General features: G+C 45.1%; 18 protein-coding genes and 1 riboswitch. Of the genes, 9 read left to right on the top strand and 9 right to left on the bottom strand.

Annotated elements, in window-relative coordinates; translation table 11 throughout:
* Positions 1–55: 55 nt before the first annotated feature.
* Positions 56–304, bottom strand: coding sequence for a YciN family protein (locus tag APB76_RS02365; protein WP_049846799.1), 249 nt, complete (start codon positions 302–304; stop codon positions 56–58).
* 409 nt (positions 305–713) lie between these two features.
* Between APB76_RS02365 and topA the strand changes: the two genes are divergently transcribed.
* The 4 genes from topA to APB76_RS02345 all read left to right on the top strand — a co-directional run bounded on the left by topA (position 714) and on the right by APB76_RS02345 (position 7,408).
* Positions 714–3,347: a type I DNA topoisomerase gene (gene topA / locus APB76_RS02360; protein ID WP_049846800.1), complete on the top strand. Its 2,634-nt coding sequence runs from the start codon at positions 714–716 to the stop codon at positions 3,345–3,347.
* Positions 3,348–3,774: 427 nt separating this feature from the next.
* Positions 3,775–4,992: a glucose-1-phosphate adenylyltransferase gene (gene glgC / locus APB76_RS02355; protein ID WP_049846801.1), complete on the top strand. Its 1,218-nt coding sequence runs from the start codon at positions 3,775–3,777 to the stop codon at positions 4,990–4,992.
* Positions 4,982–6,439 carry a glycogen synthase GlgA gene (glgA, locus tag APB76_RS02350; RefSeq protein WP_054961390.1) on the top strand — a complete coding sequence of 486 codons (1,458 nt, stop codon included), beginning with the start codon at positions 4,982–4,984 and terminating at the stop codon, positions 6,437–6,439. Before glgC ends, glgA begins: the two co-directional genes overlap by 11 nt.
* Positions 6,440–6,598: 159 nt before the next feature.
* Positions 6,599–7,408: an alpha/beta fold hydrolase gene (locus tag APB76_RS02345; RefSeq protein ID WP_049846803.1), complete on the top strand. Its 810-nt coding sequence runs from the start codon at positions 6,599–6,601 to the stop codon at positions 7,406–7,408.
* Here the strand turns inward: APB76_RS02345 and APB76_RS02340 are convergent.
* From APB76_RS02340 to torD, 5 genes are all read right to left on the bottom strand, one after another.
* Entirely contained in the window at positions 7,405–7,710 is a 306-nt protein-coding gene (locus APB76_RS02340) for a DUF2007 domain-containing protein (protein ID WP_049846804.1), read from the bottom strand. The genes APB76_RS02345 and APB76_RS02340 overlap by 4 nt on opposite strands.
* Positions 7,710–8,402, bottom strand: a complete 693-nt coding sequence (locus APB76_RS02335; RefSeq protein ID WP_054961391.1) for a TVP38/TMEM64 family protein — start codon at positions 8,400–8,402, stop codon at positions 7,710–7,712. Before APB76_RS02335 ends, APB76_RS02340 begins: the two co-directional genes overlap by 1 nt.
* A 145-nt stretch (positions 8,403–8,547) precedes the next feature.
* Complete coding sequence (locus tag APB76_RS02330; RefSeq protein WP_054961392.1) at positions 8,548–9,138, bottom strand: TfoX/Sxy family DNA transformation protein; 591 nt, start codon at positions 9,136–9,138, stop codon at positions 8,548–8,550.
* Between the two features lie 139 nt (positions 9,139–9,277).
* Positions 9,278–9,364, bottom strand: a riboswitch (cyclic di-GMP riboswitch).
* Between the two features lie 144 nt (positions 9,365–9,508).
* Entirely contained in the window at positions 9,509–10,516 is a 1,008-nt protein-coding gene (purR, locus tag APB76_RS02325; RefSeq protein WP_049846807.1) for an HTH-type transcriptional repressor PurR, read from the bottom strand.
* 211 nt (positions 10,517–10,727) lie between these two features.
* Complete coding sequence (gene torD / locus APB76_RS02320) at positions 10,728–11,375, bottom strand: molecular chaperone TorD (protein WP_049846808.1); 648 nt, start codon at positions 11,373–11,375, stop codon at positions 10,728–10,730.
* 237 nt (positions 11,376–11,612) lie between these two features.
* On the opposite strand from torD, the gene torR reads away from it, so the two are divergent.
* On the top strand, positions 11,613–12,326 hold the full coding sequence (gene torR / locus APB76_RS02315; RefSeq protein ID WP_049846809.1) for a two-component system response regulator TorR: 714 nt from the start codon (positions 11,613–11,615) through the stop codon (positions 12,324–12,326).
* A gap of 79 nt (positions 12,327–12,405) precedes the next feature.
* On the opposite strand, the gene elyC is transcribed toward torR, so the two are convergent.
* Positions 12,406–13,209, bottom strand: a complete 804-nt coding sequence (gene elyC, locus APB76_RS02310; protein ID WP_049846810.1) for an envelope biogenesis factor ElyC — start codon at positions 13,207–13,209, stop codon at positions 12,406–12,408.
* A 114-nt stretch (positions 13,210–13,323) separates the two neighbouring features.
* Between elyC and cmoM the strand changes: the two genes are divergently transcribed.
* Genes cmoM through mukB form a run of 4 tightly spaced genes read left to right on the top strand, consistent with a single transcriptional unit; the run spans position 13,324 to position 20,612 of the window.
* Positions 13,324–14,115: a tRNA uridine 5-oxyacetic acid(34) methyltransferase CmoM gene (gene cmoM / locus APB76_RS02305; protein WP_054961393.1), complete on the top strand. Its 792-nt coding sequence runs from the start codon at positions 13,324–13,326 to the stop codon at positions 14,113–14,115.
* Positions 14,116–14,117: 2 nt separating this feature from the next.
* A complete protein-coding gene (gene mukF, locus APB76_RS02300) occupies positions 14,118–15,452 on the top strand; it encodes a chromosome partition protein MukF (RefSeq protein WP_054961394.1) in 1,335 nt (444 codons plus the stop codon).
* A complete protein-coding gene (mukE, locus tag APB76_RS02295; protein WP_049846813.1) occupies positions 15,433–16,158 on the top strand; it encodes a chromosome partition protein MukE in 726 nt (241 codons plus the stop codon). Before mukF ends, mukE begins: the two co-directional genes overlap by 20 nt.
* Complete coding sequence (gene mukB, locus APB76_RS02290; RefSeq protein ID WP_054961395.1) at positions 16,155–20,612, top strand: chromosome partition protein MukB; 4,458 nt, start codon at positions 16,155–16,157, stop codon at positions 20,610–20,612. Before mukE ends, mukB begins: the two co-directional genes overlap by 4 nt.
* 67 nt (positions 20,613–20,679) lie before the next feature.
* Here mukB and APB76_RS23055 read toward each other — a convergent pair whose 3' ends face one another.
* Positions 20,680–20,832, bottom strand: coding sequence for a hypothetical protein (locus APB76_RS23055; RefSeq protein ID WP_167350309.1), 153 nt, complete (start codon positions 20,830–20,832; stop codon positions 20,680–20,682).
* A 156-nt stretch (positions 20,833–20,988) separates the two neighbouring features.
* Complete coding sequence (locus APB76_RS02285) at positions 20,989–22,023, bottom strand: AraC family transcriptional regulator (protein ID WP_049846815.1); 1,035 nt, start codon at positions 22,021–22,023, stop codon at positions 20,989–20,991.
* Between the last annotated feature and the right edge of the window lie 77 nt (positions 22,024–22,100).

Raw genomic sequence — 22,100 nt, 5'->3', positions numbered from 1 at the left:
TTCTCGCTTCTCGCTTCTCGCTTCTCGCTTCTCGCTTCTCGCTTCTCGCTTCTCGCTACTGCTCCAACGTAAACTCTTTCGACAAATGATGTGCTAAGTACTTAAACATATTGAATACAGCGGTCGTCTTGGCGGTTGGTAAGCCGTTGTCATCTAGAAAGTAATTCCCTTTGAATACCAATACATCGTCTTTTTCCTCTACGCTGTCTGCGCGCATGCCTTCAATGTAGTCGTCATGTTCTTGGATGATGTGATTGGCAATGATTAATAGCTCAAACTGTGAAATGGCCTTTTTGTCGCTCATGGGATTACCTTTATTTGTTCAATCTTCTATATAAAAAGAAGCCGTGGTTGGAATTGTAGGAAGTTCGGCGATAATTTCAATTGCGTTAGATCAATGGCGTAGGCGCTAATACTCGTCTGGGCAGCTAGGTTTTGTGACTGGTGGCAAAAAACATCATCTTGAGTTGGCGTTGTCGATATTGTGCCGTTTAGTATGTGGCGTTTTCTGGCTTGGCAAAAGACTGAAGCGTTCGAAGCTCAATAATCGATCCTAGATGCTGAAACATCGTTGAATTGTCGAGCAGTCAAGATAGAAATTTAAAAAAGATATTGATCTTCTTGTAATCTCGCTCAATAGTAAAAAAAGAAGCAACGTATTAAGTATGTCGTGCGATATTTTTCGCACTCGATAAAGGACACTTGAGTCAATTATGGGTAAGTCACTGGTTATTGTGGAGTCGCCAGCTAAAGCGAAGACCATCAATAAGTATTTAGGTAAGGACTTTATTGTAAAGTCCAGCGTAGGTCACGTCCGTGATCTGCCGACTGCTGGTCAAAGCACAGGCCAGAAAGCTGCTGCGGTATCAACCAAGGGCTTAAGTGCTGAAGAAAAAGCGCGTATCAAAAAAGAGAAAGATCGCAAAGCACTGATCAAAAAAATGGGTATCGACCCATTTCATGGTTGGGAAGCGAATTATCAGGTTTTGCCAGGCAAAGAAAAAGTCGTGGCGGAGCTACAAAAACTTGCTAAAGACGCAGACAGCGTTTATCTAGCAACCGATTTGGACCGCGAGGGAGAGGCTATCGCTTGGCACCTTCGTGAGATCATCGGTGGCGATGAAGAGCGATACAAACGCGTTGTGTTCAACGAAATTACCAAAAACGCTATCCAACAGGCGTTCGAAAAACCGGGCGAGCTGAGTATGGATGGCGTTAATGCCCAGCAAGCACGTCGTTTTATGGACCGTGTGGTTGGCTTTATGGTTTCTCCACTGTTATGGAAGAAAGTGGCACGTGGTTTGTCTGCAGGTCGTGTTCAATCGGTCGCTGTAAAATTACTTGTTGAGCGTGAACGTGAAATTAAAGCGTTTATCCCTGAAGAGTTCTGGGATATTCATGCTGATACCAAAACTCAAGACAAAACTGATTTCCGTTTGCAAGTGGCGCAGAAAGAAGGCGTCGCTTTTAAGCCTGTTAACGAAGCAGAAACGAAATCTGCAATGGCTGTGCTTGAAAATGCACGCTATGAAGTGTGTAAGCGTGAAGACCGTCCAACATCCAGCAAGCCGTCTGCACCGTTTATCACGTCAACTCTGCAGCAAGCAGCGAGTACTCGTTTAGGTTACGGCGTTAAAAAAACCATGATGTTAGCTCAGCGTCTCTATGAAGCGGGCTACATCACCTATATGCGTACTGACTCGACAAACCTAAGTGCTGAAGCTGTAGAGACCGTACGTGGCTTTATCGGTAGCGAGTATGGTGAGGCGTACCTTCCAGGTAAACCGAACGTTTACGGCAGCAAACAAGGGGCACAAGAGGCACACGAAGCGATTCGTCCATCCGATGTTGCGGTGAAGGCTGACGATCTCAATGGTATGGAAGCCGATGCTCACAAACTTTACTCACTAATCTGGAATCAGTTTGTGGCTTGTCAGATGACACCAGCAAAATACGATTCTACGACAGTGAGTGTTAAAGCGGCTGAGTACACGCTTAAAGCTAAAGGTCGTATCCTTAAGTTCGACGGTTGGACTCGTGTTCAGCGTCCTTTAGGTAAAAATGAAGATCAGATTCTACCTGCGGTGCAAGTAGGTGACACGATTGACCTAGTCAATCTTGATCCTAAACAGCATTTCACTAAGCCGCCAGCGCGCTTTACAGAAGCTGCATTGGTTAAAGAGCTTGAAAAGCGTGGTATTGGCCGTCCTTCGACTTATGCTTCAATCATCTCAACCATTCAAGATCGTGGTTATGTGAAAGTAGAGCAACGTCGTTTCTATGCTGAGAAAATGGGTGAAATTGTCACTGACCGCCTAGATGGTAGCTTCGATGAGCTAATGAACTACGAGTTCACATCTCGCATGGAAGAAAAGCTAGACCAAATTGCGGAAGGCGATGCTAACTGGAAAGGTGTGCTAGATGACTTCTTTAAAGACTTTACTGGTGATTTAGAGAAAGCGGAACAAGACGAAGAGCAGGGCGGCATGAAGCCAAACCATATCGTCTATACCGATATCGAGTGTCCGACCTGTTCACGTGAGATGGGTATCCGTACTGCCTCTACAGGTGTCTTCCTAGGCTGTTCAGGCTACGCGTTACCTCCTAAGGAGCGTTGTAAAACGACCATCAACCTCGGCGATGAAGATGGCATTATCAACGTCCTTGAAGAGGATGTAGAGACAGCTGCGCTGCGTGCGAAAAAGCGTTGCCCAATCTGTGAAACGGCGATGGACGCCTACTTAATCGATGACAAGCGTAAACTGCACGTTTGTGGTAATAACCCGAACTGTGAAGGTTACATTGTTGAGCACGGTGAGTACAAAGTTAAAGGTTACGATGGTCCAGTTGTCGAATGTGACAAATGTGGCAGTGACATGGTGCTTAAGAACGGTCGTTTTGGTAAATACATGGACTGTACGAGTGAAGATTGTAAGAACACTCGTAAGATCCTGAAAAACGGTGAAGTTGCACCGCCAAAAGAAGACCCAGTTCATCTGCCAGAGCTACCATGTGAAAACTCTGATGCTTACTTTGTTCTTCGTGATGGTGCGTCAGGCTTGTTCTTAGCTGCAAGCACTTTCCCGAAATCGCGCGAAACTCGTGCGCCTTTAGTTGAGGAACTCGTGCGCTTTAAGGACCGTATTTCACCTAAGTTCCATTACTTGACTGAGGCACCTCAGCAAGATCCTGATGGTCTGCCTATGGTGGTACGCTTTAGTCGTAAATCGAAAGAGAACTACGTTCGTTCTGAGATTGATGGTAAGCCTTCTGGCTACACTGCGCTCTACGTTGAAGGAAAATGGGAAATTACCGATAAGCGTAAAAAAACCGCGAAGAAGAAATAAGCTCTTCATTTGAAATGACAAAGCAGCCTTAGTTAGGCTGCTTTTTTTTTAGCTGCTGCTAGCTCTTTATACTTTGTCAGTGATTGTACCTCTTTGAGAGCAAAGTCACATATATGTAGAGCTATTGTTATAGAGATGTGTCATGCTCATGGGATTCTGTGAGCTATCGCAGGAGGCGAAAAAGTAATAAGTGTGAGGTCGATAGTACAGCATATTTTAAATTGTAATCTTGCTGAAATACGATAAGTTATAATAAACCTTTTGCACAAGACATAGTAGTGCTTGGTTACCGCCACCACAAGTGTTGGTAGAGCTATTCTTGTTGCATGTTATGCCAAATAGGATTGGTGTAACTATAAAAAATATTGATGAGCCCCCCCCTAAAAATAGACTCATCACACACAATAAATAAAATGGAGAAATATACATGGCTGGTGTTTTGGGAATGATCCTTGCTGGTGGAGAAGGGTCACGCCTTCGTCCTCTTACAGAATCTCGCAGTAAACCCTCGGTTCCTTTTGGTGGTAGTTATCGCCTTATTGACTTCGCTCTTAACAACTTCGTAAACGCTGATTTGATGCGTGTTTATGTTCTAACTCAATTCAAGTCTCAATCTCTATTCCATCACCTCAAGAAAGGCTGGAACATTAGTGGCATTACCGATCGATTCATCGATCCGATTCCAGCGCAGATGCGTACTGGTAAACGTTGGTATGAAGGGACAGCCGATGCTATCTATCAAAACCTACGTTTTATGGAATTGGCAGAGCCTGATCAGGTATGTATTTTTGGGTCTGACCACATCTATAAAATGGACATTAAGCAGATGCTTGATTTCCATAAAGAGAAAGAGGCGTCATTAACTGTATCGGCGCTGCGCATGCCTTTAGCTGAAGCGTCGCAGTTTGGCGTTATCGAAGTCGACACAGAAGGCCGGATGATTGGCTTTGAAGAGAAACCGGCTAATCCAAAATCGATTCCTGGTGATCCTGAGCATGCACTTGTCTCTATGGGTAATTACGTATTTGAGGCTAAGCCATTATTCTCAGAGCTGGTTGAAGATGCTGATAACCCAGATTCTTCGCATGACTTTGGTAAAGACATTATCCCTAAGATGTTCCCACGCGGCGATGTGTTTGTTTATGACTTCAGCACCAACCGTATCACAGGTGAAAAAGAGGAAGTGTACTGGCGCGATGTAGGTACCATCGGTGCATACTGGCAAGCGCATATGGACCTGCTGGAAAAAGATGCACCATTCTCGCTCTATAATCGTAAGTGGCCACTACATACCTACTACCCACCACTACCGCCCGCAACATTTACTGACTCGGTCAATGGACGCGTTCAAATCATTGACAGCTTAGTTTGTAATGGTAGCTATGTTCGCGGATCGCGCATTGAAAAGTCAGTGCTAGGGTTTCGAAGCAATATCGCTTCAGCATGTGACATCAGCGAATGTATTTTACTTGGAGACGTCAAGGTCGGTGATGGATGTGTTTTACGCCGAGTGATCATTGATAAGGATGTAGATATTGCACCAGGGACACAAATTGGTGTAAATCTATCAGAAGATAAGAAGCACTTCCACGTATCGGAAGATGGCATTGTTGTTATTCCTAAAGGAGCACGAATTGGCTACTAAGAATTTATCTATTCTATTTGTAGCATCGGAAGTTGAAGGGTTAATTAAGAGCGGTGGCTTGGCAGATGTTGCCAAGGCGCTGCCTGAAGCGCTCCTCGCACTACAGCAAGATGTTCGTATTACATTACCCGCCTACCAAAAGTTGGCTGGTATTGAGCAAGCCCAGGTGATACTTGATACTCATTTAGAGCATTGGCCTCATACTAATTATCGAGTCAAACAGTTAGAGATCGCAGGTGTCCCTGTTTACGCTATAGATTGTCCTCAGTACTTCGATAGAGCAGAAATGTACGCAGAGAACAATCAGGCTTATTTAGACAATGGTGAGCGCTTTGCGTTTTTTAGCGCTGCCTGTCTTGATATGTTGCCGAAACTCGGCTTTCAGCCTGATATTGTTCACGCCAATGATTGGCATACTGGTTTTGTCCCGTATTTGCTTAAACACCGTTATGCGTTAGATAGCTTTTATGCAGAGATTAAAAGCATTCTGTCGGTGCATAATGCGGTTTTTAAAGGGGTGTTTAGCTACGATGAGTTGCCAAACTTACCTGAAATGCATACCCACTACGTCCCCGATGCTGCGGTGAGCTTGACGCACGTTACCATGCTGAGAGCTGGAGTGATGAATGCAGATAAGGTCAATGCCGTGAGCCCGACTTATGCAGAGGAACTTAAAACCGAGCTAGGAAGCCATGGTATGGCGGCCGAGTTCCAGCAGCGCTCCGCTGATTTGGTCGGTATTCTCAATGGTTGTGACTACACAGCTTGGAATCCACAGAATGACACCTATTTGCCAGTCAATTACAAGCCAAATCGCCAGAGTATGATTCGTGGTAAAAAAGCATGTAAACGTGAGTTGCAGGCGCGAGTAGGACTAGAGGCACAAGATATTGCAGTCTATGGTATGGTTTGTCGTCTGACTCATCAAAAGGGTGTCCACTATTTGTTGCCAATACTTGGAGACTTTCTTAAGTACCAGGTTCAAGTGGTCATCGTTGGTACCGGGGACCCAGCTCTTGCCGCTCAGCTTAAAGAGGTGGCGGCGCAATACAGTGATAATTTTGTTTTTGTGGAGGCCTACGATAACGAACTGGCACACTTGGTTGAAGCAGGCTCCGATTTTTTCATTATGCCGTCAGAATTTGAACCTTGTGGTTTGAACCAAATTTATAGTATGGCTTATGGCACATTGCCAATTGTGCGTGGTGTTGGGGGCCTAAGAGATAGCGTTAATGATTATGATGCAGATCCTGAGGTTGCAACTGGGTTTGTCTTCTATGAGCCCGAGCCAGCGGCTTTGCTTCATGTTTTGCAGCGTTCTTTGTTACTGTATGCTCAGCAGCCCAATGAAGTTAAACGCGCGCAGCTTTATGCTATGGAGCAAGACTTCTGTTGGAACAAAGCGGCGGATGAATACATAACCTTGTACCGTAGTGCATTAAGCTGAAAACGATATGAAACAAGGCGTCTTAAAGGCGCCTTTTTGATGGTTGCTTACATTTTAAATAAAAGAATAATTAAGATTTGACGCATTTTGACGTAAATCCCTCTATGTTTATGCTAATCTTCGTAACCGAATTTTGAACTTGAGTATTCGTTTTTAAATATGAGTGACGCTTTACTTTTCCACAAAACCTATGCCCACCCAACAAGCGACGAATGGGTCGTTTTTGTGCATGGCGCTGGTGGAAGTTCATCTATCTGGTTTAAACAGATTAAAGCGTACAAGCAGCACTTTAATTTGTTGCTAATCGACCTTCGAGGTCACGGCAAATCCAACCAACTGATCAAAGAGCTGATCGCCAATCGCTACACATTCAAATCGGTAACAATGGACATCTTAAAGGTACTAGATCATCTTAAGATTCGTTCAGCGCATTTTGTTGGAATGTCACTGGGTACGATTATTGTTCGAAATTTGGCAGAGCTTGCGACAGATCGAGTAAAGTCAATGGTGCTTGGCGGCGCTGTCACGCGGTTTAACGTGCGTTCACAGATATTGGTCCGTTTAGGCGGTATGTGCAAGCATGTCGTGCCTTACATGTGGCTGTATAGCCTATTTGCTTATATCGTGATGCCACAGCGTACTCAAAGAGAGTCTCGACACCTATTTATCCACGAAGCAAAGAAACTGTGTCAAAAAGAATTTAAGCGTTGGTTTATCCTTACTGCCGAAGTCAATCCTCTGATGAAGTATTTCAAAGATAGAGAGTTACCAATACCAACCCTCTATTTGATGGGAGAACGGGACTATATGTTTATCCAGCCCGTGAAAGAGATGGTCGCAGTCCATAGGCAGAGTCAGCTTCAAGAAATTCGTGACTGCGGACACGTTTGTAACGTTGAACGACCAGAAGAGTTCAATCACCACTCAATTTCGTTTATTCAGCAGCAAATTAAAGCGCCTAACAGTTAAGGTGCAGTTTCGCCGCATTGCCAACATGCGCCAAACTGGGACTCGTTGGACTCACCACAATTGCTACAGTTCCAATTTGAACCTATCTGCGCATTCCTAAACTCTTTGATGACTGCATTGGCTTGAATGATTTGACTGTGATTCAGCAGCCAGATGTAAGGTTCGCTGCTCTCTCCAAATGGCACTTCACCCTGTAAGCCAAATACGCCTTCTCCGCGTACTTCACATTCGATATGGCAAGACTTTAAAAGCTCACAAACAATGTGAGCTTCGGTAGGTGTCGATGCCGAGTAGATTCTCATCAAGCATTGCCATTTGAAGTTGAAGGAGAGGCCTTAACCTTCGCCATGACCCATTTAGCAATGACGGGGAACAGTCCCAATAAGGCAAAAGATGCCAGCACCGTCGGAGACACTATGCCAGACAAGCTTTCAATTTGAGCCAGTTGCGTGCCAGCGTTCAAGTAGACAGCGGTGCCAGGCAACATGCCTAATTGGCTAACAAGGTAAAAACGTACCGTTGCGATTGGGGTTAAACCCATGAGCAAGTTGATCAGGAAAAATGGGAACACTGGAATCAAGCGAAGAGAAAAAAGGTAGAATGCACCGTCTTTCTCAACGCCTTGGTTAATGGCATTGAGTTTCTCACCAAATTTGCTCTGTACCCAATCACGTAGCAAATATCGACTACTTAAAAATGCCAGGGTTGCACCTATTGTACTGGCGAATGAAACCAGCAGTAGGCTAGTCCAGAAACCAAATAGTGCGGCGCCTAGCAGCGTCACAACTGCAGCTCCGGGGATAGAAAAGGCCGTAATAGCTATGTAAGCCAGAAAATAAGTGGCCGCTGCAACCGTAAAGTTGTCGGCAATAAAGGTAGCCAACTCAGCTTGTTGGGCTTTCGCATTTTCCAGCGTGAGATATTGACCAAAGTTTACGCCTAGTAAAACAATTAGTGCAACGAAGAGAATACCAAGGACGATTTTTTTATTCATGTTGAAGCTGCTCCATCTTACATCGAGGATAGATGTATTAAGTGTTACTAGACAAGACAGGGAAAGCAAGCAGCAAATTTCATTGCGATGGATAAAAATAAAAAAGTCAGCGCTGTGGCTGACTTCTTAGATACGTACTGCTTGATTAACTAACTTGAGTTAATAGCTCTTGACGACGGCTTTGAGGAATGACCGACCAGTGAGTTCCGTTGATCGCGCCTTCCAATGCCCATAAAAGTTCGATATTTACATCGGCAGAGTGTGTGGATTGAATGGCTTTGAAAGCGTGAACTGCACCGACGTCTTCAAGGTTTTTAACCGACTCAATACCTGCCTTTTTAAGCATTCTCTCAGTAGCGAGCCTTAGGTTAGGTAGATCTTTCAAGCGATTTGGTTTTGCTTGCGACTGACTTTGTTTTTCTACGTTCGCTGCTCTGAGTGCGACGTCAGCAATCTCTAGGGCTTTACTGCTGTCTGACGCCAAATCGTCACACAAAGCAAAGTATTTAGTTACGACAGGGAAACCGCGTTTTTTGTAAACATAGGGTTCCAGCCCTTGAGATTTAAACTGTTTAGCGAGAGTGGCATCCGCGCGTACGTGAAGCTTATCGTTGACTACAAGTGCGAACATGGTGTCATCGGCAAAAATGCCAAAACCACCAAACATTGAGCGAGACTTAATATGGCCTAACTGCTCAAACAAACGCATTGAGTCTTTTAGTATTGGTTTATCCATGCTGTGTTTTCTCGGTGTATATGTATACGCCACCAATGCAGGTCCGAGAGATTAGCAAAATAATGCAGATACAATGTCAGTAAGGTGTCATACGAGCTCAAGAACAAGTAAAAACGGTATGACAGTTTGCATATTCGCCATCGGCAACCCCGCTACCAGACAATAAATTGTTTAAGGCCGGAGGCTTTGCGTCCCACCCTTTCGGAGTGGTTTGCCCTGTTCGTGGCATTAATCGAACATTTTAAGAATAAATAAAACTGCGCAGAGCATCACATTTGAATGGCATAAATGTGATATTGGTTCAATAAATAGGGGGGGATATATACGCTTAGCCAATAAAACGACTACTAGCTAAGCGTTTGACTTGAGGTTACTTATTTAGATTGCGAACGGTTTTACGCTCGACGATTTCAGGGTGCATTTCGAACACGCGTTTGTCATGTTCTTTATCTTTAATGCGCTCTAGAAGGATCTCAAAGGCGTTTTTACCTACACGTCGTTTTGGTTGGTGAACCGTTGTTAGTGGAGGAGAGAAGTATTCTGCAAGCTCAATATTGTCGTAACCAATCACCGACATATCTTGCGGGATTTGAATGCCTTTCTGCTGTAATCGACTCATCAGGCCTAATGCCATTGTATCGTTGAAACAGAACACAGCTGTCGGCTTGTTATCCATTGCTACGATCTTATCTGCCGCCAATACCGCGGTATCACACTCAAAGTTGCCTTCTAAGATCCAGTCTTCATTGACGGGCAGTTTAGCTTCAGCCATAGCACGCTTGAAGCCTCGAATACGTTCGACACAAGCTGCTTTTTCAAAGTGACCGCTCAGGCAAGCAATCTCCTTGTGGCCATGCTCGATTAAATACTTGGTCGCAAGGTATCCACCTTCTTCTGAGTTGTCGATGATCTTATCTGCTTGAGAGCTTTCTGGCCCCCAATCCATAACAACTTTAGGGATGTCCTTGTGGCGATCTAACATCTCGCTCAGCTCTTCAGTCAGATCGGAACACATGACTAGAATGCCATCTACCCGCTTTTCAGCAAGCATACGAATGTAGTCACGCTGCTTTTCATAGATACCACCTGTGTTACACAAGATCAGAGTGTAACCTTGGCGATAACAGTAGCTTTCTACGCCGTCGATAACTTCAGAGAAAAATAGGTTAGTCGATTGAGTAACTAGCATACCAATTGTGCGAGTTGTGTTGCACTTAAGGCTTCGCGCAACGGCACTTGGCGCGTAGTTAAGCTCATTTACCGCTTCCATCACTTTTTCTTGTGTCGCTTCTGCAACAAAGCGTGTCTTGTTGATGACGTGAGACACGGTGGTTGTTGAAACACCTGCAAGGCGAGCAACATCTTTAATAGTGGCCATAAATTCTGTCCTGTCGATGACTGCCACGAGAATATATTCAGTTTAGAATAAGTTGGCAGAAAGTATCAGAAACACAAAAACCGCTCTTATTTAGCGGTTTGTATTTGAATAGTTCATTTTTATCGTTTGCGGTCACGATTTTAGACCGCAATCTGACTGAGGGCAAACAAAATTCGTTGTCCTGACCTGTGCCAGTTCACATTGTCAGACTCTACTCGCCGATTAAGTATGCGCAGTCCAATTCCAAGAATGCCACTGTTAGAGACGTAATAGCAGAGTAAAAACCGAACTCATCGAGCGTTTGGCACTTAGCCGAAAACTTAGGTGCCCAGCTTAGAATGTGCTGGCGAATGAAGCTCTCTTGCTCGATAAGTGCTTCTTCAATATGGCGCTCTTGTTCGAGTTCATTGGAGCGAATGATGAGATTGCCTAGAAAATCGAGTTCAATGGCAATGTGATCAGCAGGCTCGTTTAAGCTTTCATCGACAGCAACGCCATGCTCTAGCATTAACGCTTCCATCTCTTTCGCCGGCTTGTCATCGAGTAGGCCCGACTCGCCGATGTACATAGAAGCATAAGGCAGTGCAGAGTCGCGGTCAGATTTCAAAAACAGATCACAAAAGTCAGCGGCTAATTCAAGCTGAGCATCTTCGCGATCGATCAAGCGATTGAGTGCGTCAATGACACGATCAATCGACGGTTTGAGATCGGCATTCTCGCCAAGGCCAGTAAGGAAAGAGCGGATTTGAGCTGAATGGTACTGCTCAAGGTTCTCTTCGGTTAGCTCTTTGGCGTAAAGGCTTGAAAGCCACCAATAGATTTCTGCACGTTTTTCGTTGAATGCTTTGATTTCTTGCATTAGGTATCACTCCCAAAATAACTACCTATTAGTGTAACTAATAAAAATGAATAGCGGTAATGGCTTACGTGACAATAAAAGACGAATTATGAGCATTTATTAACAAGGGCGGAGGTTTTGTCTTGAATCAATAAAAAATCATCTTTCTCGTTTTTAAAGTGATAAATACTAGAAATGTTACTATTTATGAATAGAATAAATGATAGAACTATTCCCAATGCAAATTAAGTGGTGCAGATGAGTTATCATGTACTAGTAGTAGAAGATGACGTAGTGACTCGCAGCAAGCTCGTTGGCTACTTTCAGAACGAAGGTTACCAAGTCAGCGAAGCAGAAAGCGGTGAGCAGATGCGAGACATGCTACAAAACAACGCGATTGATTTGGTGATGTTGGATATTAATCTACCGGGTGAAGATGGATTAATGCTAACTCGCGAACTACGCAGTCAATCAGACATTGGAATTATCCTAGTAACAGGACGCACGGACAGCATCGACAAAATTGTTGGCCTCGAAATGGGCGCCGATGACTATGTCACTAAACCTTTTGAATTACGAGAGCTACTGGTTCGAGTTAAGAACTTATTGTGGCGAATTTCCGCTGCACGTAATTCGTCAGGAGTGGATAGCGCAGCGAAGCAAGATGATAATGTTGTTCGCTTTGGCGAGTGGACGTTTGATGTTCAGCGCCGCGCTTTAAGCCGAAATGGAGAGCCTGTGAAGCTGACTAAAGCAGAGTATGAGCTGCTGGTTGCTTTGTCTTCATACCCGAATCAGGTTCTCAGCCGTGAGCGTATTTTGAATATGATCAGCCATCGTGTTGATGCGCCGAATGATCGCACGATTGATGTGTTGATTCGTCGCATGCGAGCTAAGATGGAGTTCGATCCAAAGAATCCGCAGATTTTTGTTACCGTTCATGGTGAAGGCTATATGTTCGCGGGTGATTAAATTCGACGGTTGGAACATGTGACTTGCATAAAAATACCGAGGCTTGCCTCGGTATTTTTCTACCTAGAGATACTGATAGTTACAGTTTGCTTTCAGAGGCTTGAAGAGCTTGCTCTTCGTAGTCTGACGCCCAATCTCTCAAGGTTTGCCAGATTCGGCCCAATGTCTCGTGCCAGTATCGTTCAGTTTGCTCGAGGTACTTACCTTTGGGTGTGTATTTTTCCCATGCTTGGCTAATGTTGTTATGAGCCAAATAATTGGTGGGAGCTGGGTAGGGTTTAAGCCCAGCAGCATGGAATTCGTTAAGTGCCCGCTTCATATGGCTCGCTGAAGTAACCACAACCAGTTTTTTGGTATTGACGAAAGCTGCCGCTTGTCTCGCTTCTTCCCAAGTATCTTTTGCGGTTTCTAACAAAATAATATCCGACTTAGATACACCAAGCGCTAGGGCAACTTTAGCCATCATACGCGCATTACTCACTTCAGACCCCCCCGAGTAACCCGATAAAATGAGTTTGGAACCAGGGTAGATACGCATAATGCGAATACCTTCAGCAAGGCGCATTAACCCAGTACGACTAAGCTCAGACGTAGGAGGTATTTTATCGTCAACCACATGACCACTGCCCAACACCATAACGTAGTCGATAGATTCGTCAACGGGGAAAAAGGCGGAGTATTGGCGTTCAAGCGGCATCAACAAACGAGAAGAGATTGGTTGAAAGGCGATAAGGAAGATACCGATGAAAGAGAATAGAACAACAAAGCAGCCTGTCTTCTGTTTACGAGTAAACATGATCAACATTAAGCCGAATAACCCGATGATTAGCATCGCCGGAAGCGGCATAAGTAGAGAAGACACAACTTTTTTCAGCTCAAACATACTTAAATAGTCCGAAAAAACATCAATTGATTATAATTTAAGAGAAAGCCTCTTTATTCCTGCTTTTCTTATGACAGAATAGCAGCACGATTAGACATGATAACCTAAGCTGCTGTGACTGAAGACCGCAATTTCGACGATATTGCCCACAAATTTGCAAAAAATATTTACGGTTCTGACAAAGGAGAGATTCGCCAAGTCATTGTTTGGGAAGATCTTCAACAGATACTTAATGCTGTTGATGGGGCAAATAAGCGACTCAATGTGCTAGATGCCGGAGGTGGTTTGGCACAAATGTCGCAAAAGCTGGCTAAGCTCGGACATCATGTCGCGTTATGTGATCTATCTTCTGAAATGCTGCTGTTGGCAGAGCAGGATATTGCAAATAATGACCTGCTTGAGCAGTATCGCTTCATTCATTCGCCAGTCCAATCGATTGACCAGCACTTAGAGTCCCCAGTGGATGTAGTCCTGTTTCATGCGGTGATGGAGTGGCTAGCAGACCCTCAACCTGCTCTAGAAAAAGTCTTAGAACAAGTTAAACCTGGTGGCATGGCATCCGTCATGTTCTACAACCACCATGGTCTGGTCTATAAGAATGTCGTGTGTGGCAATGTTCCTCATGTATTGGATGGAATGCCGCATCGCAAAAGATTTAAATTGCAGCCACAAAAAGGCTTAAGACCTGAAGAGGTCTACCAGTGGATTGAAGACGCTGGCTTTTCAATTTGTGGCAAGTCTGGTATTCGCTGTTTTAGTGACTACATAGGAAATATGGAGTACATGGGCGATTACCAGTATGAAGATGTGTTGGCACTGGAAAGACAACTGTGCAGAGAAGAGCCATACCTCTCGTTAGGTCGATACATACATGTATGGGCACAAAAGAAAGATAAGCAGGACTAACAATGAGTGAGATGACTCTAAATGCTGAACAACCGATTGATGAACTAGTCGGTTGGGTAAAGCAGCAGGATTTCTCATTGAACCTGACAACAGAGCGACTGGCATTTTTGATCGCTATTGCTGTGCTCAGTAATGAAAGGTTTGATGAAGAATTGGGTGAGGGTGAACTGCATGATGCGTTTACTATTGTTACCCGACTATTTGAAGAAACAGGTGATGCGTCTGCATTTCGCGCCAACAACGCGATTAACGAAATGGTTAAGCAAAGGCTCATTAGCCGTTTCACCAGTGAAGTGACTGAAGGGGCGAGTATTTATCGTCTTTCTCCTTTAGCTATCGGTATAACGGACTACTACGTTCGTCACCGCGAATTTTCTAAACTTAAGCTCTCTATCCAGCTTTCAATGGTTGCTGACGAAATGTCGAAGGCGATTGAATCTGCGCGTCAAGGTGGGACTGCGGGTCATTGGCGTAAAAACGTTTATGGCGTGCTTAAGTACTCAGTGGGTGAGATCTTTGATCAGATCGATCTTAACCAGCGTGTTATGGATGAGCAGCAGCAGTCGGTTAAGATTCAGATCGCAGAGCTACTAAACAAAGATTGGCGCGATGCGATCAACAACTGTGAAGCGCTGCTTTCTGAAACATCTAATACGCTAAAAGAGCTACAAGATACGTTGCAAGCCGCGGGTGACGAGCTACAAACACAGATTCTCGATATCCAAGAGCTCGTTTATGGTGATGACGAACTAGAGTTTATTGCGGAAACCCTGTTTGGGCTGCAAATGAAGCTAGACCGAATCACCAGTTGGGGTCAGCAAGCGATCGATCTTTGGATCGGTTATGACCGCCACGTTCACAAATTTATTCGAACTGCGATTGATATGGATAAGAACCGAGCATTCAGTTCTCGTCTACGCCAATCGGTGAAAGAATATTTCGATATGCCTTGGTATCTGACATATGCAGATGCTGAGCGTCTAACTGATCTTCGTGATGAGGCTTTGGTACTGAGAGACGATGAAGTAACCGGCCAAGTGCCACTAGAAGTGGAATACGAAGAGTTTCAACAGGTCAATGATGAATTGTCAGATCGCATAGCTGGTATGCTTAAAGTTCATAAAGAGCAAGGCGCGCCAATTGATCTGGGGTTCGTGTTACGTGATTACCTAGCACAGCACCCTCAAACTCATCATTTTGATTTAGCACGAATTGTTATCGACCAAGCGGTGCGTCTAGGCTACTCAGAGTCTGACTACCAGGCCATTCAACCAGACTGGCAAGCGATCAACGAATTTGGTGCAAAGGTACAAGCAAATGTCATCGACCGATATTAATGAATACATGTCAGACAATCTGGCAAAAGCAATTTCAAACCCTTTGTTCCCAGCGCTAGACAGCATGCTGCGAGCAGGGCGTCACATCTCAAGCGAAGATCTTGATAACCATGCAATGTTGTCAGATTTCGAAGTTGAGTTGTCCTCTTTCTACCAACGTTACAACACTGAACTAGTGAAAGCGCCGGAAGGTTTTTTCTACTTGCGACCGCGTTCTACGTCACTGATTGGTCGCAGTGTGCTTTCAGAGCTTGATATGTTGGTGGGTAAGGTATTGTGTTTTCTTTATCTAAGCCCAGAGCGTTTGGCTCATGAAGGTATCTTTACTAACCAAGAGCTGTATGAAGAGCTATTAGCACTTGCCGATGAAGCGAAGCTAATGAAGTTAGTAACCAATCGTGCAACAGGTTCCGACTTAGACAAAGAGAAGCTCTTTGAGAAAGTACGTACGTCGCTACGCCGCCTGCGCCGCTTAGGCATGATCATCAATATTGGTGAAACAGGTAAATTCAGCATCAGTGAATCGGTATTTCGCTTTGGTGCGGACGTGCGTGTGGGTGATGACATGCGTGAAGCGCAGCTACGTCTAATTCGTGATGGCGAAGCTGTGGTGCATACCAAAGAGCCAAGCCAGGGTAGCTTACTAGAACAAACTGACAGCGACGACAACGCTGAACAAGAAATGATGGAAGAGGGTGAAGCATGATTGAAAGAGGTAAATATCAATCGCTAACCATGGTCAACTGGAACGGTTTTTTTGCTCGTACTTTTGATATTGATGGCCTAGTCACCACGCTTTCTGGTGGTAACGGTGCAGGTAAATCAACTACCATGGCGGCCTTCATTACCGCGTTGATTCCTGATCAAACCTTACTTCACTTCCGTAACACGACCGAAGCAGGCAGCAGTCAATCTTCGCGTGACAAAGGCTTATACGGTAAATTACAAGCCGGTGCTTGTTACGCCGCTTTGGATGTCGTGAACTCGCGCAACCAACGTTTATTATTTGCGGTTAAGCTGCAGCAGGTCGCGGGTCGAGATAAGAAAGTCGACATTAAGCCATTTGTGATTCAAGGTTTACCGAGTCATATCAAGCCAACTGATGTTCTGATTGAAAGTGTGTCAGATACTCAAGCGCGTGTTCGCCAGGTCAATGAAGTCAAACAAGCCATTAGCGAGTTTGAAGGTGTGCAGTTCAAAGCATTTTCTTCGATTGTGGATTACCACTCACAGATGTTTGAATTTGGGGTTATTCCGAAGAAGCTACGTAATTCTAGCGATCGTTCCAAGTTCTACCGTTTGATTGAGGCTTCACTATACGGTGGTATCTCAAGCGCGATTACTCGCTCACTGCGAGACTACCTGTTGCCACAAAACGGCGGTGTTAAAAAAGCTTTCCAAGATATGGAATCCGCGCTGCGCGAAAACCGCATGACACTTGAGGCGATTAAAACCACCCAGGCTGATCGCGATCTGTTCAAGCATTTAATCACTGAATCGACTAACTACGTGGCCGCAGACTACATGCGTCATGCTAATGATCGACGTAACAAGCTTGAGCAGACCTTGTCACTGCGCTCTGAGTTGTTTAGTTCGCGTGAAACTTTGTTAGAACAAAACAACCTACTTAACCGCGTGCAAGAAGAGTTGGAGCTACTGGTTGAGTCTGAGTCATCGTTAGAACAAGACTATCAAGCGGCTTCAGACCACTTGCAGTTAGTGCAAAATGCACTGCGTCAGCAAGAGAAAATCGAACGCTACCAAGAAGATCTTGAAGAGCTGCAAGAGCGTCTTGAAGAGCAGATGATGGTGGTGGAAGAAGCGCAAGAACGTGTGCTTATGGTTGAAGAACAAGCGACGGTTTCTGAGGAAGAAGTCGACAGCTTGAAAACTCAGCTTGCTGACTACCAACAAGCACTGGATGTTCAACAAACGCGAGCGCTACAGTATCAACAAGCGGTGCAAGCATTAGAGAAAGCGAAGCAGTTACTCCAAGATGAAGCGTTAACCGCCGAGTCAGCGCAGGTTTTGGTTACGCAGCTAAAAGACAACGAAGCGCAAAGCACCAATGAACTACTGGCTACTAAGCACAAGCTTGATATGTCTTCTGCGGCAGCAGAGCAGTTTGAAACGGCGCTAAAACTGGTCAAGAGCATAGTTGGCAATGTTGAACGTAACCAAGCGTCTCAGTCAGCGAAAGCGGCAATTGCACAAGGCCGAGAAGCGCAGCAACTGGTACAAAATGAACAGCAGTGGCGTGCCCAGCATCGCGATGTAGAGCGCCGCTTGCATAAGCAGCGTCAGACTCAAGAACTGGTTGGTGAATATCAAAAGCAGCACCATATTGAACTGACTGACGAACTTGTGTTTGAGCAAGAGCGTGAGCGTCATGCGATGCAAATTGAATCGCTGGAGATGTCTCAAGAAGAGGTTCGTGAGCAGCGCAGTGAACAGCGCCGTCTGGAACAAGACGCCTCGGTGGAAATCAAAAAGCTAGAGGCAATTGCGCCAACTTGGATTGCTGCGCATGATGCACTTGAGTCTCTTCGTGAGCAAAGTGGTGCTGACCTTTACGATAGCCAGTCTGTAATGAGTCATATGCAGGTTGTGCTGGAAGAAGAGAAGAAGCAGTCTGTTGCTAAAGATAAGTTGGCAGAGCGCCGTACTCAACTTGAAGGTGAAATTGAGCGCTTAGCGTCCCCTGGTGGCTCCAATGACCCACGTTTGAAAGGGCTAGCTGACACACTTGGTGGCGTGTTGCTGTCTGAAATTTACGATGACATCACAATTGGTGATGCACCATATTTCAGCGCAATGTACGGTCCGGCGCGTCATGCGATTGTGGTATCCGATCTCTCTGGTATTGAAGAGAAGTTGGTAGAGCTAGATGACTGCCCAGAAGACCTTTACATCATTGAAGGTGACATAGACGCGTTTGATGACAGCTCATTCGATGCAGAAGAGCTTGAAGGCGCTGTGTGCGTGCGTATGAACGACCGCCAAATGCGTTACTCTCGTTTGCCTGATATTCCTCTATTTGGTCGAGCAGCGCGTGAGCAACGTCTGGAGCTATTGCGTGATGAGCGTGAAGAAGTGGTTGAAGAGCATGCAAAAGCGGCGTTCGACTCGCAGAAACTTCAGCGTATGTACCAAGCATTCAACAGCTTTGTCGCTAAACATATTCAGGTAGCGTTTGAATCAGACCCTGAACAAGCTCTGGCAACTATTCGTGACAAGCGTAATCAGCTTGTGCGTGTTCTAGCTGATCTCGATGCTAAAGAGCAGCAGCAGCGCAGCCAATTACTAGGTAGCAAGCAAGCACTAGCAGCGTTAGATAAAATCGCGCCGAACATGGCGCTGATTGAAGATGATGCCCTATCTGCTCAATTTGAAGAGTTAGAACAGAATCTTGCCAAGTTAACCGAAGCGAAGTCATTCGTCACCAATCACAGCAAAGCGATCGCTGAGCTAGAGAAGATCGTTTCAGCACTTGATGCTGACCCTGAGCAATTTGATGCGCTAGAAGCGGAGTATCAAGCAGCTGATCAAAAACTTCAGCAATTGAAAAAACAGATCTTTGCTCTGTCTGATCTTGTTGAGCGTCGTCATTACTTTGCCTACGCCGATTCGGTTGACTTGCTTAATCAAAGCAGTGAGCTAAGCGAGCAGTTAAAAGCGAAATTGGTTGAAGCAGAGCGTGCGCGTACTCGCTCTCGTGATGAGCTTAAGCAAGCGCAAGGTCAAATGAACCAATACAATCAAGTGTTGGCGTCATTGAAGAGTTCGCATCAAGCCAAACTCGAAACGGTCCAAGAGTTTAAACAAGAACTTCAAGAGTACGGTGTCACAGCCGATGAAGGCGCGGCAGAGCGTGCTATGCGTCGTCGTGATGAGCTTCAGGAGCGTTTACATACTTCTCGCTCACGTAAGAGCGAATATGAGCGTACCATTACTTCCACTGAGCTAGAGATGAAGTCGCTGGCTAAGCGTTTGAAGAAGGTGCAGAAAGAGTACATTGAACTGCGTACTTTCGTTGTGGCTGCAAAAGCAGGTTGGTGTTCTGTACTGCGTTTGGCTCGTGAGAACGATGTAGAGCGTCGTCTCCATAAGCGCGAACTAGCTTATATGTCTGACAACGAGCTACGCTCAATGTCGGATAAGTCACTCGGTGCGCTTCGTTTAGCCGTAGCCGATAACGAAGACTTACGTGACGCGCTTCGCTTGTCTGAAGACAACGCACGCCCAGAGCGTAAGGTACTGTTCTATATCGCTGTTTACCAGCACTTACGAGAGCGTATCCGTCAGGATATTATCCGCACCGATGACCCAGTTGAAGCCATCGAAGAGATGGAGGTCGAGCTTGCTCGTCTAACAGAAGAACTGACTCAGCGTGAAAACCGCCTGGCGATCAGCTCTGAATCTGTGGCAAGCATTATTAAGAAGACGATTCAGCGTGAGCAAAACCGTATTCGTATGCTTAACCAAGGCTTGTCAAACATCTCATTTGGTCAGGTTAAAGGTGTGCGCTTAAACGTTAAGATTCGTGAAAGCCACGAAGTGCTTCTTCACGGGTTGTCTGCCCAGCAAGAGCAACATAAAGATTTGTTTGAGTCGCCACGTTACACCTTCTCTGAAGCAATGGCGAAATTGTTCCAGCGTGTTAACCCGCATATTGATATGGGGCAGCGTTCTCCACAGGTGCTTGGTGAGGAGCTACTGGATTACCGCAACTACCTTGAACTAAGTGTAGAGGTTAATCGTGGCTCTGATGGTTGGCTACAAGCGGAATCTGGCGCGCTATCGACAGGTGAAGCGATTGGTACCGGTCAGTCGATTCTTCTCATGGTGGTACAAAGCTGGGAAGAAGAGTCACGCCGCCTACGTAGCAAAGATATTGTTCCTTGTCGTCTGCTGTTTCTTGATGAGGCAGCACGTCTTGATGCTAAGTCAATCTCGACGCTATTTGAATTGTGTGACCGTTTAGACATGCAGCTTTTGATTGCAGCACCTGAGAATATTAGCCCAGAGAAAGGAACCACCTACAAGCTTGTACGTAAAGTGTTCAAAGATCATGAGCATGTGCATGTGGTTGGGTTAAGAGGCTTCGGTCAAGAACCGAAAACAAGGAGTGATGCGCAAGCATTCATCGAGACTCTTTAACGTTTTTAGGTTCACGCCTTAAATCGAATAGTCCCGGCGCGATTGCGTCGGGACTTTTCTTTTCTAGCTATTTTTCTTGCTCAAGAGCTAACCCTTTTTCCACAAGTCTTTCGAGTTCATTCAGTGCCTCAAAAGATTTTTCGGAAATACGTTTTAATTCTTCTTCTAGATGATTGGATTCATCGATGTTTGGTGGGGGTGTGTATTTGAGTTCTTTCATAACAGTCACCTATATGCTTGGGGGAGTAAGCCCCACTAAGATAAACGATGTGATCGGTTAATCCAAAAAATGACAGTCAATGTGTGATACCCATATAAAAGCGTATGTTTGTCAGTAAAACATTTTTAAAGCTGATGGCTGTCGATAGCGTCGACACTATTTGGTATTAGTTGCGCTAGTACGATACTTTCGCGGTGAGCTGCCACTCCATTTGCGAAAAGCGTGGCGGAAATTGGCACTGTCTGAGAAGCCAACGCGTTCTGAGATTTCTTCAATATTTAATCGTGTAGAAATAAGGTAATGCCTTGCGAGGCGAAATCGGACGGTATCGAGTATTTGTTGGTAGCTCGTATCTTCATTTCTAAGGTGTCGACGTAGGGTTCGTGACGACATACCTAGTTCAGAGGCAAGTGATTCAATTGACGGATAACTACCTGGTCTCTCGACAAATATCTGGGTAATCTTGTCTTTTAGGCTCGGTGAACGGCTGACTTGAGCCAACATCTCATCACATGACTTTAAACACATCTGTAATGTCATTGTATTTGCAGAAGGCAGAGGATCATACAATCTGCTGGCGTCAAACTGCCATTCTAACTCTTGACTATCAAACTCAATAGGGCAGTGGAACACCTTGCTATAAGCATCACCGTATTCAGGCCGAGGGTAGGGGAACTTAAGGTGTTGAGAAGGAAATGGCTGTTGCATCAATTCTTGACATAGATTGAGGATAGCGGCGAGCCAATACTCACAGCAAAACGGCAATAACGTATCTAACTCGATCATTTGTTCTGCACGAAAATAGCCGCGATTTTGCTCGATTTGCATTTTCTTCCTCAATACTGGGCCGGCAAGACGCAGATACTTGAACCCAAGTAGCAAGGCATCAAGTAAAGTGCTGCTACTAAAGGCTGCGTAGCCCAAAACACCAAAATCACTGAATCGAGCTTGTTGCCCGACTTTTAAACCTAGATCCGGCTCGTCAGATAGGCGGATTGCGTTGCTAAACACGATGAGTTTTTGCGCTAGGGTAATATGAGTTTCAGGGCTGTAGAGTTGAATGGGAGAGATATCGCTTCCTTCAAGCAACTCTTGTATTGGAGAGCGATTTTCTAAATACCTTGTTAACAACTGAACATCTAGAATACCACTGGCTTGCATGTCTGGTTCGTACACCGCACTATATTCCATTCTCTTCCCTTAGGTTGCTACCGCTGGTGATCTTTCTTTTATAGCGTGACTAGTGTAGTTCAATCTGTTAATTGTGT

It is taken from the genome of Vibrio bivalvicida, assembly GCF_001399455.2.
GTDB lineage: Bacteria > Pseudomonadota > Gammaproteobacteria > Enterobacterales > Vibrionaceae > Vibrio > Vibrio bivalvicida.
This window is presented reverse-complemented; position numbering and strand designations above follow the sequence as displayed.